The organism is Chitinophaga sp. LS1, assembly GCF_034274695.1.
Lineage (GTDB): Bacteria > Bacteroidota > Bacteroidia > Chitinophagales > Chitinophagaceae > Chitinophaga.
The window spans coordinates 1632071-1651434 of record NZ_CP128362.1; the positions used below are offsets into that span (position 1 = coordinate 1632071).

Here is a 19364-nt window from a genome sequence, read left to right on the forward strand (position 1 = left end):
GCCATTCTGACTTTTTCAATATTTTTGCACACCTTTCGCTTGTGCGACAGGGTGTGCAAACCTAAGGGAATTAGACTAAAAGGGCAATCTTTTGAGTGTCAATTTTCTAAACACCACTAGTTGGCTTAAAATACAAATTAAAGCCATTTAGGTGACACAAAATTATAATACATACTAATTTTTTCAAATACTTATGACTGCTTCCGAGATTCGCCGGCAATTCCTGGAGTTTTTTAAATCCAAAGGGCACCACGTAGTGCCATCCGCTCCAGTTGTATTAAAAAACGACCCAACCCTGATGTTTACGAACGCAGGTATGGTTCAGTTTAAGGACTACTTTCTTGGGAACAAAGTCGCGGAATGGAAGCGAGTGGTCGATACCCAGAAATGTCTCCGTGTAACAGGTAAACAAAATGACCTGGAGGATGTAGGTATCGATACCTACCATCATACGTTATTCGAAATGCTGGGTAACTGGAGTTTCGGCGATTATTTCAAGAAAGAAGCAATTGCCTGGAGCTGGGAGCTGCTTACGGAAGTGTATAAATTACCCAAAGACCGTCTCTATGTCACTATTTTTGAAGGGGATGCGTCTGAGAATCTGGAAAAAGACCAGGAAGCCTACGACTTCTGGAAAAAACACATTTCTGAAGATCGGATCCTTATGGGTAATAAAAAGGATAACTTCTGGGAAATGGGTGACACTGGTCCATGTGGTCCTTGCTCTGAAATTCACGTAGACTGCCGTCCGGATGCCGAAAGGAAACTGGTAGATGGTGCTACCCTTGTGAATGGCGACAATGCGCAGGTGATCGAAATCTGGAACAATGTATTCATGCAGTTCAACCGCCTGCAGGATCAGAGCCTGCAACCCCTGCCAGCCAAGCATGTGGATACAGGGATGGGCTTTGAACGACTGGTACGGGTGATTCAGGGTAAATTTTCCAACTACGATACAGATGTGTTCTCTGGCACTATTGATCATATCGAAAAACTGACTGGTGCTAAATACGAGGGAACTGACAGCAAAAAAGATGTCACTTTCCGTGTACTGGCAGACCACATCCGCGCTATCTGCTTTACTATTGCAGATGACCAGCTGCCCTCCAATACTGGTGCCGGTTATGTAGTGCGCCGTATACTGCGTAGGGCTGTAAGGTATTATTTTACCTTCCTGGATCGCAAAAAGCCTTTACTTCATGAGCTCGTACCTGTACTTGCACAGCAGTTCGACGGTGTATTTCCAGAACTGATTCAGCAGCAGGACTTTGTGAAGAAAGTAATTTTCGAAGAAGAAAATAACTTCCTTCGTACTATTGAAAGTGGTATCCGTCGTATCGAGGACTTTATTGCAGCAAACAGTAAGACGAAATTGGTGGATGGACAGACTGCTTTTGAACTTTACGACACCTATGGGTTTCCTTTTGACCTGACCAGCCTGATCGCTTCTGAGAATGGCTTCCAAGTAGATGAAGCGGGATATAAAGTTGCTATGGAGCAACAAAAAACCCGTTCCCGCGCCGCTACCGAACTGGATATGGGCGACTGGACCATCCTCGAAGACAGCGGTACCACCTTTGTAGGTTACAGCCTGGATACCACCCATACCAAAGTAACCAAGTACCGTAAAATCAAAGCTAAAGGCAAAGAACAATACCAGCTCGTACTGAGCCAAACCCCTTTCTACGCTGAAAGTGGCGGACAGGTGGGCGATACCGGTACACTGGATTTCAATGGTGAAAAGATCAGCGTAACTGATACCAAAAAGGAAAACGACCTGATCGTTCACTTTACCGACAAGCTGCCTGCTACTATCAATACCACTGTCACCGCGACTATCAATAAAGATAAACGCCAGCAGACTACCCTGAACCACTCTGCTACTCACCTCCTGCACGCTGCCCTGCGCCAGGTACTGGGTACACACGTAGCACAGAAAGGCTCGCTGGTAAACCCTGAAGCCCTCCGCTTCGACTTCTCTCACTTTGCAAAAGTGACTGACGAAGAACTGGCGCAGATCGAAGACATCGTGAATGAAAAGATCCGCGCTAATATCCCTGTCGTAATACAGGAACTGCCTAAAGAAGAAGCAATGAAACTGGGCGCTATGGCCCTGTTCGGCGAAAAATACGGCGATATTGTACGCGTGGTGATCATGGATCCACACTACTCTGTTGAGTTCTGTGGTGGTACCCACATTGGTAGCACAGGCGAACTGGGTCTCTTCAAATTCCTCTCTGAAGGCGCAGTAGCTGCAGGTGTACGCCGTATTGAAGGTGTAACCGGCGCTCATGCACTGGCTTTTGTAAATGAACAACTGCAACAGCTGAAAGAGGTGAAAGCAGTCCTGAAAAATCCAAAAGAACCAGTCAAGGCTGTTGAAACCCTGATCGCTGACAAAGCTGGTCTGGAAAAACAATTGGAAGTCTTTGAACAGGAAAAGGTAAAACAACTTGCTGCAGGTCTGCTGGAAAAAGCAGAGAAAGTAAACGGCATCAACTTCATCGGTAGCGTTGTGAGCGTGAACAGCGCCGACGCACTGAAGCAGCTGTGCTTCCAGCTGAAAACAGAACTGACTGATTACGTATTTGTCTTCGCTGCCAATGTAGGTGGTAAAGCAAACGTAGCAGTGATGATCGCTGATAATTTAGTGGCCGACAAAGGACTGGAAGCACCTAAAATTATCAAGGAGAAAATTTCCGGCCTCATCAAAGGCGGCGGCGGAGGTCAGAAATCCTTCGCATCTGCCGGTGGTCAGGAAACTGATAAGCTGGATCAGGTGATCAAAGCAGTAAAAGAGATACTCTAAAATTCTTTTCTATAGCGCCCTCCGACCGGAGGGCGCTTTTCATTTCCCCCTTGTCGATTTTAACTTTTCCTTTATACCTCCCCCCTATAAATTTGCCCTTGTAAATCATATAAACATGAATAAGCTCTTACAAAAATTCGCTTTAGCGGGTTTCACCTGCCTTACCTTTAGTATGGCTTACGCGCAGGAACCAGCACCCAAGGGCGATAAACTGGGTGAGTACGACGAGATCATTATCAAAAGAAACAGCAATAAGGACGGAAAAGTAACAGTCGAAATCAAGGATGGTAATGTGTTGGTAGATGGTGAGAAACTGGAATCCTACAAGGATGGAGACATCTCTGTATACCGCCGCAAGATCCGTCCGATGGATGGCAACAACTTCAACTTTAACATGCCGCAACACCGTAGCATGCAGTTCTTCGGTGAAGGACCTGACAACATTCGTCCAGGCAAAGCGCTGCTGGGTGTACTGACTGAAAAGAAAGAAGCTGCAGGTGCGACTGTGAAAGATGTGTCTAAAGAAAGTCCCGCTGATAAAGCTGGTTTGAAAGTAGGTGATGTGATCACAAAAGTAGATGCTGATAAGATCGAAGAACCCAAAGATCTATTTGAGAAAATTGGTAAGCACGAACCTGGCGATAAAGTGACTGTGACCTACCTGCGTGATAAGAAAGAAAGCACTGCTAACGTGACACTGGATGAAAGGAAGCAACCTGAATTTGGTTTCAACCGTGGTCGTGATGACAATGATGGGCCGGAAGATTTCTTCCGTATGATGCCGCCAAATGGTGGTCGTTTTGACTTCCGTGAAGATGAAGGTGGAGATGACGATCGTGGTGGGCCACGTAGTTTCAACAGGGATGACCGTCGTGAAAATGATGTGAAACTGGGTCTGTCTGTACAAGACACTGAAGATGGAAATGGCGCTGTGGTACTGACCATAGCCCCAGGTTCTGCTGCAGAAAAAGCAGGTTTCAAACCTAAAGATATCATCACCTCCCTGGCTGGAACCAGCATCAGTTCTACCCGCGATGTGACAAATGCGTATAGGGAAAATAAGAATAAGGGCACTGTGGATGTACAGGTGAAGAGAGATGGAAAAACACAGACCTTACAGGTGAAAGTACCAAAGAGATTGCATAAAGCGGATTTATAGGGCAAGCATATTGTTCCGCCTTTAGTAAAAAGAGGATGTCTCCATGAGCGGAGGCAACCTCTTTTTACATTTTATGTCATTATTTCATGAGCCTTTTCAGCAATCCCAACCCGCGATAGGGAGGGTATTTCAGCTTTATATCCAGCCAGGTACCGGTTTTCATCACGGCTTTGGCATGGGTAAAAGTCAGGAAGTTGTATTTGCCATGGTATTGCCCCATACCGCTGTATCCCACACCACCAAAGGGCAGTTCTACATTGGTGTAATGTCCTAATACATTGTTTACACAACCACCCCCAAATCTCAACTGTTCGATGAGCGTCTTTTCCGTACTGCTTCTATTTGTGAATACATAGAGTGATAGTGGAGTTGGATGCTGTTTGATATACTGAATGGCATCGCCCAGGTGTTCGTAAGTCATGATGGGCAGGATGGGGCCGAATATTTCATCGTCGATCGCTGCATTTTCCATGAGGGTAGGGCCGATGTACAAAGTGGAAGGATCAGTATCTCCACCATGCAGAATTTTACCTTTTGACAGGTAGCTATGGAGGGTATCGAATCGCTTTTTGTTGATGATACGGGCATAGTGTTTACTGAGGGCCGGATTTTCCCCATAATAGCTGGTGATGGTCTTTTTCATGGCAGTGATGAGGTCCTCTTTTACCTTGGCGTGCACCAGTACATAATCCGGTGCTATGCAGGTTTGGCCGGCATTAAAGTACTTGCCCCAAATGATCCTTTTGGCAGCTATCTGTATATCCACCTTATCATCTACCACACAGGGAGATTTGCCACCCAGTTCCAGTGTGACCGGGGTGAGGTGAGGGGCCGCCATTTCCAACACTTTCTTACCCACATTCGTACTGCCGGTGAAAAATACATGATCGAACCTGTGTCGCATTAACTCCGGAATCACTTCACGGCCTTCTCCATCTACAACGGTGATATAGGCAGGGGCGAAGGTATCCTGTATAAGAGAGGCAATTACAGCAGCTGTATTAGGCGCCATTTCTGAAGGTTTCAGAATAGCGCAGTTACCACCGGCAATGGCGCCAATGAGTGGGGTAATGATCAGACTGAAAGGATAATTCCAGGGGCCAATGATGAGGGTCTGGCCCAGTGGTGCCCGGTGAATTTTACTTTTGGAAGGGTAAAGCATGAAGGGACTGCTTACGGGTTCCGGGCGCATCCAGCGCTTCAGGTGTGTTAAGCAGTACTTGATTTCACCATACACCAACCCCACCTCGCTGCCGAAGGCTTCCATAGGAGGCTTGTGTAAATCGGCATACAGGGCAGCCATGATACCACGCTCGTAGCGTTTTACAGCCTTTTTCAGCAGCTTCAGCTGCTTACGGCGGTAAGCGTAAGGGAGCGTAGCGCCGGAGGCAAAAAAGGCCTGCTGTGCCTGATAAATATTTTCAATGCTCATGCTTGAAAGTTACTAAAAAGGCACAACCCGTATTTCCAGAATAGGGATAAATAGTGGTTAAATGGTAAGTCCCAACGTCGAAATCGCTACGCACAGTGGCTAATTACCGCTTTAAACAGGAAAAAGGTTAAATATCAGTGGCGTCAGGAGAATATAGGCCAAATGATCTGGCAAGTGGTCCCAAAAAAGTGGAAATACAGATTAAACAGTTGCAAGTGCAAGTTTAATAAAATTTTGTTAAAATTCAATATTACGTTTCAAAACGGTAAACATTCCCCTTTCTACCCGTCATTTTCTATATTTGCGTTCACAGCATAATAATAATATGAGCGCAAGCATCGATTTTGACAAATATGAGGTAGTGATAGGCCTGGAAGTACACGCCCAACTGCAAACAGAGAGTAAACTATTCTGTGGTGACAGTGCTGCTTTCGGAGGCGCTCCCAATACGCATATCAGCCCAATTACCCTGGGGCACCCGGGTACCCTGCCTAAACTAAACAAAAGGGCCGTGGAATATGCCATTAGGCTGGGTCTGGCCTGTGAATGCCACATCGAAAAGGAAAACTACTTTGCCCGCAAGAACTATTTTTATCCTGACCTGCCGAAAGGCTACCAGGTATCTCAGCATACGGCGCCTATCTGTGTAGGTGGCCGCGTCGTGATCCCTGCTGCCGATGGTGAAAGAGCTGTACAGCTGAACCGCATCCATATGGAAGAAGATGCCGGAAAATCTATGCATGACCAGGATCCGGACTTTACCATGGTCGATTTAAACCGTGCTGGTGTACCCCTGTTGGAAATTGTGACTGAACCGGACCTGCACAGCAGCGATGAGGTATATGCATTCCTTACGGTGCTCCGCCGCCTGGTACGGTGGGTAGATGTGTGCGATGGTAACATGGAGGAAGGTAGCATGCGCTGTGATGCCAACATCTCTATCCGTCTGAAAGGCGAGACCAAACTAGGCACTAAAGTAGAAGTAAAAAACCTGAACTCTATCCGCAATGTAAAACGCGCGGTAGAAGGTGAAATAAAACGCCAGATCACCCTCGTAGAGAGTGGAGGCACAATCGTACAGGAAACCCGCGGTTTCGACGCTGGCAGTGGTGGTTCTTACTCCCTGCGCTCCAAGGAAGAAGCGAATGACTATCGTTACTTCCCTGAGCCGGACCTCGCCCCCTTCTTTTTTACCGACGAATTCCTCGAAAGCATTCGGGCAGCACTGCCTGAGCTGCCTGAAGCACTGGTGCACAAGTATGTACAGCAATATGGACTCTCTGATTACGATGCCAAAGTAATTTGTGACGACAAAGCCACTGCTGACTACTTTGAACAGGTGGTAACGCAGATTCCAAAACACAAAGCAGTAGCTAACTGGCTGCTGGGACCAGTGAAATCCACCCTCAATGAAAAGGGCATTGACATGACGGTCTTTCCGCTGCCTGCAAAGGCGCTGGCTGCCCTTATTCAGCTGGTGGAAGATGGTAAAGTGAGCTTCTCCATCGCCTCCTCCCGCATATTCCCGGAACTGTTGCTGGAACCGGCCACTGCACCGCTGGAAATAGCTACCCGTCTCAACCTGTTGCAGGATAATAATGCAGATAATATTTCCCCCATCATTGATGAGGTATTAAATAAATACCCTGATAAGGTGGCAGAATTCCGCAAGGGGAAGAAAGGCCTGATGGCCCTGTTTGTGGGTGAAGTCATGAAAGCATCCAAAGGCAAAGCCGATCCAAAACTGACCAACCAGCTGCTGGCTGAAAAACTTAAATAACAACTGATCTATATGAAGAAATTAGCATTATGGGCGATAGCCTTCGGTTTTGTACTGGCGGGTTGTCACCAGCAAACCGAGAAAGGGAATTTCGTGATCAATGGCAAAATTGATAATGCGCCTTTAGGTACTGTTGTACTGGAAGAACTGTCTATGGATACCTTGAAAATAGTGGATTCTGTGACACTGACAGATGCCAGTGGCAAGTTTACCCTGAAAGGTATGCTGCCAGAACAGGGACTGTACCGTATTCGCTTTGGCGAAGATGAACAGCACTTCATTCTGCTGGCACTGGATGCAGGTACCATGACTGTGACTGGTGATCTGAATAACCTGGAACTGGTAAAATTTGAAAATGCTGAAGCTTCTTCTGAACTGCAACAGCTGCTCAATGATGTAAGCTCTAAAAGCCGTTCACTGACAGAAGAAAGTATGGCACTGGATAGCATGGCGAAGAGCGGTGCCGGTGATAGCGTGATACAGGCAAAATCCAGCGTACTGGAAGCAAAAGAAAAAGAAGTAACTGATTTTGTAATGCATGCAGCTACTACTTCCAAAAACCCTGCTGTTGCTGCGTTTGCACTGAGCATGATCAATCCACAGTCTTTGATGAGCAGTGGAAAAGAAATTGCTGAAGTGAAGAGCCATTTCCCTACTAACTCATTGGTAGTTGGATTAACTGGTAAACTGGAGCAGATGCTGAAACAACAGGCTGGTGAAGTAGATGCGAATATGACTGCATTGCAGGTGGGTCAGGTAGCACCTGATTTCTCTTTGCCAGATCCTTCTGGGAAGATGGTAAGTCTGAGTTCTTTCAAAGGTAAGTTTGTGTTGGTTGATTTCTGGGCGAGCTGGTGTCAGCCTTGTCGTATGGAAAATCCGAATGTAGTGAAGGCGTTTAATGCTTATAAGGATAAAAACTTTACTGTACTGGGTGTGTCTTTGGATAAGAAGAAGGAAGCATGGGTAGAGGCGATTCAGAAAGATGGTTTGACATGGACGCATGTAAGTGATCTGAAATTCTGGGAGTCTGCGGTAGTACCTTTGTATGGAATTAATTCTATTCCGACGAATATGTTGCTGGATCCGGGCGGGAAGATTTTGGGAATTGGATTGAGAGGAGAGGCGCTGGAAGCGAAGTTGAAAGAAGTGATAAAATAACTGGGATTTAATATCAAACATGAAACGCTTTTGCCTACGGCAAAAGCGTTTCATGTTTGGGGTTGGGGCCTGCGGCCGGCAAATGCGGGTTTGTTGTGCAGCTGAAATGTAGGGTTCTTAGTACCCGGCGTTTTGTTGTATGTTTTTGTTTACATCTATTTCTCTTTGAGGTATCGGTGGGATCACTGTTGGTGAGGTAGCAGGATACGTACAGGCAGGTGTATTTAACTCCACTGCATCACCACAAAATGTTCTTACAATATCCTGTTTGTTCCTCAACAGATCGAAGTAACGATGCCCTTCGAACATTAATTCTTTCCTTCTCTCTAACAGTACATTTGCAAGTACATCTGCATCAGGAATATTAACGAGATCAGGTAGTTTTCTATTAGCACGAATAGCATTTACATCTTCAATAGCAGCTGCATAATTACCCAGCTTTGCATTTGCTTCTGCACGTATCAGGTATTGCTCTGAGATACGTAATATCTTAGGACTATACAATCCTGAAATCCCATCCTGACCATAGAATTTCTCATTTTCATATTCAGTAGGGCTTCCACTAAATGGCAGTATAAATGATGTGTAGCGTGCATCATCAGTATCAAATACTTTTACGATATCTGGTGACACCCGAATGTCTCCATAACCGGGTTTCAGATATATTCTACCTACATCATCAGAACCTAATGATTCAGTAGACAATACCCTGAGTGTGAAAATATCTTCACTTGTACCAGGTGTGTTGTAGAAATCTGGTAAATCTTTTGCGGTGACTATTGCATATTCACCTGAATTAATTACTACAGAAGATTCCGTTACAGCATTTGCATTATCACCTTTATAGAGGTATACTCTTGCGAGCAATGCAGATACCGAATATGCGTTTGCGTTATATGGATTGCCGGCATCACTTTCCAGTAATGATTTCGCTTGTGTAAGATCATCGATGATCTGTGTATACACTTCATCCTCAGTATTTCTGGCAGGAGAGCCTACTTCAAATTTAGTCATAACAGGAATGCCCGGTGCACTACCACCACCAATAGCATACGGCTGTGCAAAAACCCGCAGCAAATCAAAATGTGTGAGTGCTCTGACAAACAACGCCTGACCTAATGCACTATTCTTTTCTGCATCTGTACCATCTTTTAATGCAGGAATACTGTTGATGATATTATTTGCTCTCAGCATGACAGTATATGTCTGATTCCAGAGGTTTGTGATATCCCCGTCAGATGTGAGCCAGGTGACACGAAATGTAGAAGGAAAGCGATTACTGTTAGTCGCAGACAAGTATACATTATCAGCAGCCAATTCAGGTATCACTAAAAAATTTCGTCCATAATAATTCACGGAACGCATACCTGCATACATACCGCTGATACCGGCATTTACCCCGGCAATATCAGTAAGTGCATCTTCAGTAGGCAGTTGTACTGCTGGCGATAATGTGAGCTTATCATTGCAGGCAGTAAAAGATAGTAAAAGGAATATATAAATGATAGAGTTTCTCATGTTTCAGCAGTTTAGAAGTTTACATTTAAACCCAGACTTACGGTCTTTGAAGGAGGATATCTGAACGTTTCATTGGCAGTAATATCCTGCTCCGGATCCCAGCCGGTATAGCCTGTCCATGTAATTAAATTGGTACCTGTTGCAAATACATATGCCTTTGTAATTTTTGCATGTTTTAACCATCTTGCAGGCAGATTATAAGAGAGCGTTACATCCTTGAGTCGAAGGAACTTACCGTCTTCTAAAAACCTGTTGGAAGTAACGGAACTTGCAGAGTTATTACCTCCTTTTTTAGGCTTAGGTCGTTCTGCAATATCACCCGGTTGACGCCAGTAATTTTGTCCTTGTTGTTTGCTATAATTGTAACCAAAGTATACACCATCTGCATCTGATACTGCCCTTGTCTGGTTCAGCACTTTATTGCCTGTCAGACCGTAAAACATAAATGATAATCCAATACCTTTATAGGAGAATCTGTTAGTCAGTGAACCTATATATCTTGGTTCTGCATTGCCCGCCACTACTTTGTTTGCAGCATTCAGGCTACTGGTTGTTTTGTTATCGATAGTGTACCATAATGGGTTTCCATTTTCAGGATCAACACCTGCCCACCTGGCCATGTACCAACTGGTTACATGATAACCGACACGCTGTATTGAAATAGAACCTGTGATATCCTGTCCGCCATACAATTCAAGGATCTTATTTCTGTTCATAGAGAAGTTGAGTTCTGTCTGCCACTCAAATCCATTGAATTTTATATTCGTGCTGGTCAGCATAGCTTCAATTCCTTTGTTCTGTACCCTGCCCACATTCGCCTGTTGCTGTGTGAAGCCACTGGTACTCGATACAGGTGTATTCATCAACAAACCATTTGTGATACGCTTGTATACATCGAACGTCAGTTTGAGTCTGTTATTCAGCACAGCTGCTTCCAGGCCGATGTCAGATGATTTATTCTTTTCCCAGGTCAGGTCTTTGTTGCCAATGGTGCTTGGTGCATTGCCAGGTGCACCATTGTAAGATGTATTATATGCATACAATGCAGTAGCGACAAAGTTGTCAAAGTCGGCATTACCGGTGAGCCCATAACTACCTCGCAAACGCAGATCGGACAAGATTTTCTGCGATTGCATGAAAGGTTCATCTATCAGTATCCAGGAAGCGCCGACAGAGTAGAAATTACCAAAGCGTTTGTTTACGCCAAAACGGGAAGAGCCATCATTACGATAGGTGGCATTGAGTGTATAACGACCTTTGTAATTATAGTTGAGTTGTCCTAAGTAAGACACAAATGTATAGTCAGTACCGTTACCATTCACATCCTGAGGTGTAGAGGTCACATCCAGTACTTTCAGGTTACCGGATACAAGACCGATACCTTCTGCACCAAAGCTGATGTTGTTAAAGCGATCGTATTCCATCACCGCGATATAGTTGAGGGAATGATCTTTTGCAAGCGGAATGCTACCCGAGGCAGAGAGCTGATTGGTCAACGTTGTATTGCGCACTAACTGGTCGAAGATATCACCACTCTTCAGGGGTTCTGCACTGTTATAACCATCGTGGGTAGTAGGATCAGTGAACAGATGTGCATATCCATATACCAGGTCCATATTTACCTTTTCGGAGATCTTTAGCCAGTCAGTAAATGTATAAGATACTGTCAGGCCACCCAGACCTCTGAAATTATTCAGCTTATTTGAGTTGCGGGAATAGGAGTAGAGGAAGTTATTCTTGGAAACCGCTTTAAACTCCGTTTCGTTGCCCGTATACATACTTCCGTCTGGCTTGTAAGGACTCTGGAAGGGAGAGACGAAAAAAGCGCCTAAAATAGGGCTGGAATAGAAATTTCCTCCACCTGCAGAATTATAGTCAGTATAGGACAGGTTCAGGTTGAGTGCCAGGTCGATCTGGTTATTCACTTTGGAAGTCACGTTGGACATTACAGAATAGCGTTTCATACCTGTGCCGATCATTGGACCATCAACCTTTTCATATCCGCCGGAGGCGTAGTATTTCGCTTTTTCGGTACCACCGGAACTGGTAACACCGAGTACATGGTTAGTACCTCTTCGCCAGCCGGCTTTGCCCCAGTCAAAGGCGTTGTCGAGTAGCGACATGGGAAACTGTGCATCAATATCTGCCTGAGATGTGCCATTGATGGCCAGCAGATCTCTGTCGTAGTGCAGGGCTTCGGCAGGTGTCATTAATTCAGCGTGGCCTCTGGTCATTTCTGTTTTACCATATTGTGCATTGATGCCGATTGTAGAAACACCGGATTTACCTTTTTTGGTGGTAATCACAATGACGCCGTTAGCGCCTCTGGACCCATAGAGGGCAGTAGCGGATGCGTCTTTCAGCACGGTGATAGTTTCCACATCATTGGGGTTCAGATTTGCCAGCAGGTCATTGCTTTGAACTCCCAGTGAACCTGCGGCATTCAGGTCTCTACCATCGATGATCACACCATCCATAACATAGAGTGGAGAGGAACCGGCGCTAATAGAGCCTATTCCCCTGATTCTGACAGTTTGAATAGCGCCGGGCATACCTGAGTTGCCGCCAACGAAAACACCTGGCGTTTGGCCCTGTAATGCCTGATTAATATCAACGTAGTTTTTGTTCTCAAGGTCTTCGGCAGTGACTTCACCAACAGCGCTGGTTCGGGTTCTTCTGTTGGTATTTGTGTAACCAGTAGCGATGTATTCGCTCAATACGTTTTGGTCCGTCCCCAGGGTTACAGATACATTTGTCTGACCGGTCATTGCGACAGTAACGGATGAATAGCCGACAGACGATACCTGAAGAGATTGGCCAGGCTCCAGACTGATAGAGAAATTACCTTGCTGATCGGTGGTAGTTCCTTTATTTGTTCCTGCTATTCTGATGGTGGCAAGTGGGATAGGTTGACCATCGCGGGCATCGGTTACTTTTCCTTTGACGGTACGGGTTTGGGCATGCGTGGACACCACGCTGATGGCTAGTAATAGCCATAGGAGTACAGATGTTTTCATGAGGGAGTTAATTTAAAAGATCAAAGTGGGTTATGATAGGTGCATACATAAGGGAACTGCACGCCACATGGGCACGATGATGGCTACAAATAGGTATTCTTTGGCTTTTAAAAATGATGGATCGTTGTGTTCAGATTTTGGTTCTTAGCTATTTTGAGTTTGGATTATTAGTCTGTACTAATATAAAAAATCGGGGGAGAAATAACAATTAAAAAAGGCGTGCATCTTAGAGATACACGCCTTTTTGATATTAAGAGTTGAAAGGATTACAATGCATCCCACCATACTGCCTCGAAGATGTCATCATGGTTGACAGCGTTTGCTTTGTTGTAAAGCAGTTCGTTATTTTCAGTAGGCAGTCTTCTTGGAATTGCGTTAGTACCGGTTACGTTGTCTGCGTTTGGAGTCAGCGTTGGGTAACCAGTTCTGCGCCATTCAGCCCATGTTTCGATCTGTGTGAACAGTGCGATATATTTCTGGGTGGCAATTTGTTCTTCTGTGATGGTCGCAGCTGTAGCAGAAGCGTGAGCAGCGATGTAAGTAGCATCAGGAGCGGAACCAGTCACCTGGGTTACAGCCTTGATCACAGCCTGGTTGTAGTAGGTAGCAGCATCGCCCAGGTTACCCAGACGGAAGCTAGCATCAGCCTTGATGAACAGGGCTTCGGAGTAAGTCACCAAAGGAATTGGTGAACCAGCACCAGCGATGTAAGAACCTACGTTGGAAGCTGTGGTATTTTCGGAAGAAGGAGCAGCACCTTCATAAATACCAGCGGCTGTTGTATCTGCATAGTAAGGCAAGCGAGGATCGCTGTCAGCTTGCAACATATCAACCAGGAATTTACCCATTTTGATATAGTTCGCTCTATCTGTATTGAATGCATACCACTGGTTTTGTTCAGCGGTAACAGTTCCATAAACAGCCATGGCATCACCAGCATCAGTTACGCTTGAAAGGTAACCCAGTGCAGTAGTTGCAGAACCAGTAGCATCACCTTTGCTCAAACGGTTAGCGAAACGAGCCTGCAGGATGTGCGCAGTATTTACCCATTTAGTCAGATCGCCTCCGAAGATGAAGTCGTCAGAACCCATTGTGTAGTTGTTAGTACCATCGGTAGCATTCAGGGTAGTGATTGCTTCGCTCAGCAGCGTCTGAAGGTAAGCATAGACATCTTCCTGTGTATCGAATTTAGGAGTAGTGTTACCGGTAATATTACCCAAACCAGCTTCGGTAGCAGGTACATCTCCCCATATATCAGTAGCGACACCCAGTGCCATTGCCTTCATGATTTTCATTACAGCAGCATACTGTTCGTTGGTAGCGCCGTAATTTTCGATCAGGTCATTTGCGGGCTGAACAACATTATTATATAGGTTGTTCCAGTCGTTTGTATTAGCAGTATTCAGCAGCTGGTACTCATCGATTTCCAGCATCTGGTTAGATACACCACCAGTTTGTTGAGTCAGGGTAGCAGAGATTCTTGACAGGGTACCTGTGTAGGTGCTGTAAAGGCCCAGTTCTGCTGCTGACAGGATCAGCGGCGGAGTTGCAACTGTTGGGTTATTAGGGCTTTCACCATAACCTTCTGTGAACTTTGAGCAGCTTTCCGCCATGAATAACAGCGGTAATGCTAAGAATATTAAGACTTTTTTCATGACTTAGTCGTTGTAATTATTTTCAATAATACCTTTTAATGCACACCTTAGAACCCAACTCTCAGACCAACTGCATAAGTTTTAGTACCTGGGTTGTTGAAGTAATCAAAACCAGTCAGGTTAGAGCCGGCACCAGTTAAGCTGGTTTCAGGATCTACACCTTTATATTTGGTATGTAACCACAGGTTACGACCAGTTAGTGTCAGTTCTACAGATTTAATAGGGCTAGCGTTTCCGAACTTGTATTTATAACCCAGGTTCACCTCACGCAGACGAACCCATGATCCATCTTCAACAGCGTTTTCAACGGCATAACCAGATGCGTCACCTTTATAAACACGGAAGTAGTTCTGTGCAGAAACTGCTGTTGTATTTGCAGTATATTTACCGTCAGCACCTAATACCACACCTGGAATTACATAGGTTCTTTCGCGGTCTGCAGATTCAGCTGTTCTACCCAGGTTGTTCATTCTTGCATAGGTACCATTCCAGAGCTTACCACCATGTCTTACATCAAACAGAGCAGACAGGGTGAAGTTCTTGTAAGTGAAGGTAGTTCTTCCACCACCAGTCCAGTCTGGGAAAGGGTTACCGAGGTTACCACTAGCGGTTGCTACCTGAGGTAAACCATTTGCTTTAATGATGATCTGACCATCTTCATTACGTGCCCATTTAGAACCGTACAGTGCGCCATAAGGCTGACCTACGATAGCATAAGAACCGATAGAAGTGAAGGCAGATTCAACACTATTTTCATCAACACCTTCAGCCAATGCCAATACAGTATTTTTGTTTCTAGCGAAGTTGATCTGCACATTCCAGGTGAAGTCTTTCAGTTTCACCACATCAGCAGATGCCATTACTTCAACTCCCTTGTTCCGCATTTTACCAGCGTTATCGAGAATGTACTGGAAACCAGAAGAACCTGCGATTGGTCTGTATACGAGGATGTCGGTGGATGTCTTATTATAATAAGTCAATTCCACATTCACACGGGAGAATAATTTGAAATCCAGACCGAATTCTTTTTCCACACTTCTTTCTGGTTTCAGACCGATGTTACCCAGTGTGCTACTCAGGCTCATACCGTTCTGACCCATGAAAGGGAAGTAGTTACCATCAGTAAAACCATCCGCGAAGGTTGGGCTGGTATACACTGTATTTGCAGAGTAAACAGCAGGGCTCTTACCACCGGCAGCTATCGCAGCACGGATTTTACCGTATGTGATTACGTTATTAACAGGTACAATCTCAGAAAATACCCAGCTACCACTTACTGAAGGGTAGAAGAAATTGTTTTTAGATTTACCGAAAGTGGAAGACCACTCGTTACGCCCGGTAGTAGTCAGGAAGAACTGGCCTTTGTAACCAAATTCCAGATCATAATATAATGCAGATGTTCTCTTGATTGTAGTAGAGTTATCAGCATACAGCGTAGAAGCGTTATTCAGGTTATAGTAATTAGGAATAGAGAGCTGAGTACCTTTACTATAATCATTCTGCCCCTGTTGCTGTAAAACGTTACCACCTAAGTTAGCAGTTACATCCAGTTTATCAAAAGTCTTATGGCCACTCAGAATCAGATCTGAATACAGATCTCTGCTGGTGAAGGTATTTTCTTCGATCTGACCCAGGTAATCACTGATCTGAACAGATCCGATTGCAAATACCTGTTTGCTGAACTGGGTGTACATATCAACACCAGTACGGTTGCTTATTGACAACCAATCAGTGATTTTGAAGGTTGTATTCAGGTTACCGTAGAAGCGGTCAGTTTTATCTTTGTAAGGGTTGTTATACAGACTCCATAATGGGTTGTCGTAGTAGAGGTAGTAATTTTTGCTGGAACCATCAGAGAACTGGTAGTCCATCAAATTCCAGGATGCAGGAGCTCTCATCAAGCCCAACATTGCACCGGAAGTGTTAGAACCATTCTGTGCTTTAGTGCCTTCAGTCAGTACATAAGAAGCAGATACTGCCATTGTCAACCTGTCAGAGATTTTAGAGTCCGCGTTTACACGTACAGTAGTTCTCTGCAGATCAGTAGTAGGGATCACACCTTGCTGGTCCACACGGTTCAGGGACAAACGGAAAGAACTATTCTCGTTACCACCGGTTACAGATACATCGTGTGTGAAGTTCTGACCAGTCTTAAAGAAGTTTTTAGTATTGTCGTATGATTTAGCACCGCTTACAGAACTGATTAATGGGCCCCAGCTTTGTGGAGAACTGGTAGCGAGACCTCCTGGGTCGTATACTGGAGTAGTACCAGCAGCACCCTGGCTATAAATATGTTGTTCGTCAGGAAGTTGGCTTACTTTATCAAAACCAGCATTGAAGCTGTAATTTACCCTGGTAGCGCCAGAACGACCTCTTTTAGTAGTATAGATGATCGCACCGGAAGCAGCGTTTGCACCATACAAGGCTGCCGCAGCAGGGCCTTTCAGTACGGTTACGGTCGCGATATCGTCAGGGTTGATATCCAACGCACGGTTAGAGTTGTTTACACCCTGCAGGTTAGAGTTGTAAGGGTAGTTTCTTGCAGCAGTAGAGTTTGTACTGTTATCCATAGGCACACCATCGATAACGATCAGTGGCTGGTTATCCAGGTTGAAAGTAGCGTTACCACGGATGATGATCTTGGTAGATGCACCCGGTGTACCACCGGAACCTATTACCTGTACACCGGCAGCCTTGGAAGCCAGCGCCTGGATTACGTTGTGCTCGTTAGAGTTGATCAGCTCATCAGAACCGATCTTCTGAACGCTATAACCCAGGGATTTCATTTGTTTAGAAACACCCAGTGCGGTTACCACAACCTCATTCAGTTGTTTATTATCTGTACCGAGGGCTACAGAAATGTTTGCTGCACCGCCTACGGCTTTTTCCTGGTTAACATATCCTATGAAGGAGAATATCAGCGCATCGTTTGCACCTGCATCAATTTTATAACTACCATCGGCACTTGTAACTGTACCTTTGCCAGTTCCCTTCACTATAACTGACACTCCAGGTAAGGGAGACCCGTCTTTGGTATCAGTTACCTTTCCCGTAATTGTTCGTGTTTGTGCGAACGTGTGCAACACGCTCATGGCCACGAACAGCCATAGGAGTAATCCTTTCTTCATAAAAGATAATTGATTTGATAAAATGAACTTGTTAACAATTATATCAGTATTCCTCATAAGCAATAAGCAATATTCAATTCATAAAAATGCAAAAACCATTTCCCACGCCACTACAGCGCATAACAAAGCAGTATAGAATTCATAAGCAAACAGGTAATTCTCTTGTTCATTTTAACGTCTCCACGTTCTCCCCCGTTACTGTCAATGCTGTTTAAATAGAATACAAGCGACCCCTAATTCTGTGTAACCAAATAATAATAAGTCCTGACTTTGTTAGATCATCTTTAAGCAAAACCAATAAAATTAACAGTTTACTACACGTCTCCATGCAATATTTCCGGGCACCAAAATACAGTTCACAAGTTTTGTTCAGTAAGCACCTCACGTGATTATGTTGTCATAATATTGGGTTGTATGCACAATACATATCCGTCTCAGCAGCTTCTTACATCTACAATTGATTTTGGCTTAGATTTCTGTTGTTGTAATGTTACTTTATTATTATTTAATAGGTCGGCAAGATACTTAATAAAATGTTAAAACCCATATACAATTTTCATGTTATCCCGGGTAGTTTTTGTCATATAATTGTAATAACAGAATAATATAGAGGGTTTCAAGGGGCTACTTGTCTAAGTTAAGTTTCAACATATTGTCAAAATAATGTTATAGAAACCCTATTTTTTTATCTTGATAAAGTCATATTAAATAAAACATTAAAGGGCAAGCGGTATGATTACCGCCTGCGCGCTCATCAACCAAAATCTAAATCCGGGTTAAACCAGATTTAAATAAAAATGTACGTCTAATAACAGTTTAAAGGGGAAATTGATCAGCATTCCACATATACATACCGCTGGCCGGCCCTCTTATAAAGGCTGGCAGCGCTCCCTCCCCGAATTGTCCACTTTCCCTTACGACAGGCTAAGTGGTTGTGTCTTCAACAATTCCAACAGCGTTTCATAGATATCCTCATTCCTGTTATTGTACCGGAACTCACATTCCTTCAGGTGAAGATATACCGTGCTGCGGTTCAGACCCTTGAATTTGGCCAGACGATGCTTGGTTAGCCCCCAGAATGCATCTACATCCTCGGAGGCATTGTTGGTTCCCTCATTTTCAAGATTGTAAAGCCTGTATTGCCCCAGATCAGCGACATTGCTGAAACGCCGGATCTTGTCTGCTGCAGCCTGGGTCTCCAATATTGATCGGTTACTCCTGACTACAGAATGAATCATGGAACGGCTTACATCGGGCAAAATCTCAGTATGCAGACGGTCAGATGCGCGATAGATACCAAAGACAACTGGCTTGATATTCCGGCTGACATCTGTTTTTACGGGAACTGGGGAGTCGGAGTCTTGAGTGGCTGGGACTGCTTTCCGTTCAGTAGTAGTTGAACGTAAGGGGTCGGTTGGCAATAAAGATTCACAATGCCGGGCTATCTGTTGTCTGATTTTCTTAAGATAACTGTTAACAGTAACCCGACTTACTCCACTTATGCTGGCAATCTGAGTGGCCGTGAGATCCTCGGCAAATAGCCGTAGTATCTCCTTAAATTTACGCTCAGATAAATGAGCGCCCTTTAAGTATTTGTTTTTCATGAACTAAAAGTGGTTAGAATGGCATCATAAACCTCTTATTTTTTAATGGGTATAATACACCCTTTTATACAAACGGCTAAAAGGGGGGGATGAGTGCCCCG

10 protein-coding genes are annotated in these 19364 nt (G+C 44.6%); 4 read left to right on the top strand and 6 right to left on the bottom strand.

Translation table 11 applies throughout. The annotated features are described in order from the left end of the window. Positions 1 to 193: 193 nt before the first annotated feature. Positions 194 to 2809: an alanine--tRNA ligase gene (alaS, locus tag QQL36_RS06730; RefSeq protein WP_321569355.1), complete on the top strand. Its 2616-nt coding sequence runs from the start codon at positions 194 to 196 to the stop codon at positions 2807 to 2809. Positions 2810 to 2924: 115 nt separating this feature from the next. Beyond that, positions 2925 to 3968, top strand: coding sequence for a PDZ domain-containing protein (locus QQL36_RS06735; RefSeq protein ID WP_321569356.1), 1044 nt, complete (start codon positions 2925 to 2927; stop codon positions 3966 to 3968). 79 nt (positions 3969 to 4047) lie between these two features. On the opposite strand, the gene QQL36_RS06740 is transcribed toward QQL36_RS06735, so the two are convergent. Further along, entirely contained in the window at positions 4048 to 5400 is a 1353-nt protein-coding gene (locus QQL36_RS06740; RefSeq protein WP_321569357.1) for an aldehyde dehydrogenase, read from the bottom strand. Positions 5401 to 5725: 325 nt separating this feature from the next. Here QQL36_RS06740 and gatB point away from each other — a divergent pair, with 325 nt between their 5' ends. Together gatB and QQL36_RS06750 are read left to right on the top strand one after the other, a co-directional pair. Next, positions 5726 to 7180, top strand: coding sequence for an Asp-tRNA(Asn)/Glu-tRNA(Gln) amidotransferase subunit GatB (gatB, locus tag QQL36_RS06745; protein WP_321569358.1), 1455 nt, complete (start codon positions 5726 to 5728; stop codon positions 7178 to 7180). Positions 7181 to 7192: 12 nt separating this feature from the next. After that, entirely contained in the window at positions 7193 to 8341 is a 1149-nt protein-coding gene (locus QQL36_RS06750) for a TlpA disulfide reductase family protein (protein WP_083723008.1), read from the top strand. Positions 8342 to 8458: 117 nt separating this feature from the next. Here QQL36_RS06750 and QQL36_RS06755 read toward each other — a convergent pair whose 3' ends face one another. From QQL36_RS06755 to QQL36_RS06775, 5 genes are all read right to left on the bottom strand, one after another. Then, positions 8459 to 9859 (bottom strand): RagB/SusD family nutrient uptake outer membrane protein, encoded by a 1401-nt coding sequence (locus QQL36_RS06755; RefSeq protein ID WP_321569359.1) that lies wholly within the window; start codon positions 9857 to 9859, stop codon positions 8459 to 8461. A gap of 11 nt (positions 9860 to 9870) precedes the next feature. Next, the gene (locus tag QQL36_RS06760; protein WP_321569360.1) at positions 9871 to 12876 is read right to left on the bottom strand and encodes a SusC/RagA family TonB-linked outer membrane protein; all 3006 of its coding nucleotides are present in this window, start codon (positions 12874 to 12876) and stop codon (positions 9871 to 9873) included. A 266-nt stretch (positions 12877 to 13142) separates the two neighbouring features. Further along, positions 13143 to 14531, bottom strand: coding sequence for a SusD/RagB family nutrient-binding outer membrane lipoprotein (locus QQL36_RS06765; protein WP_083723005.1), 1389 nt, complete (start codon positions 14529 to 14531; stop codon positions 13143 to 13145). Between the two features lie 47 nt (positions 14532 to 14578). Next, complete coding sequence (locus tag QQL36_RS06770; protein WP_179091115.1) at positions 14579 to 17659, bottom strand: SusC/RagA family TonB-linked outer membrane protein; 3081 nt, start codon at positions 17657 to 17659, stop codon at positions 14579 to 14581. Between the two features lie 914 nt (positions 17660 to 18573). After that, positions 18574 to 19263 (bottom strand): LuxR C-terminal-related transcriptional regulator, encoded by a 690-nt coding sequence (locus tag QQL36_RS06775; protein ID WP_083723003.1) that lies wholly within the window; start codon positions 19261 to 19263, stop codon positions 18574 to 18576. Positions 19264 to 19364 lie beyond the last annotated feature (101 nt).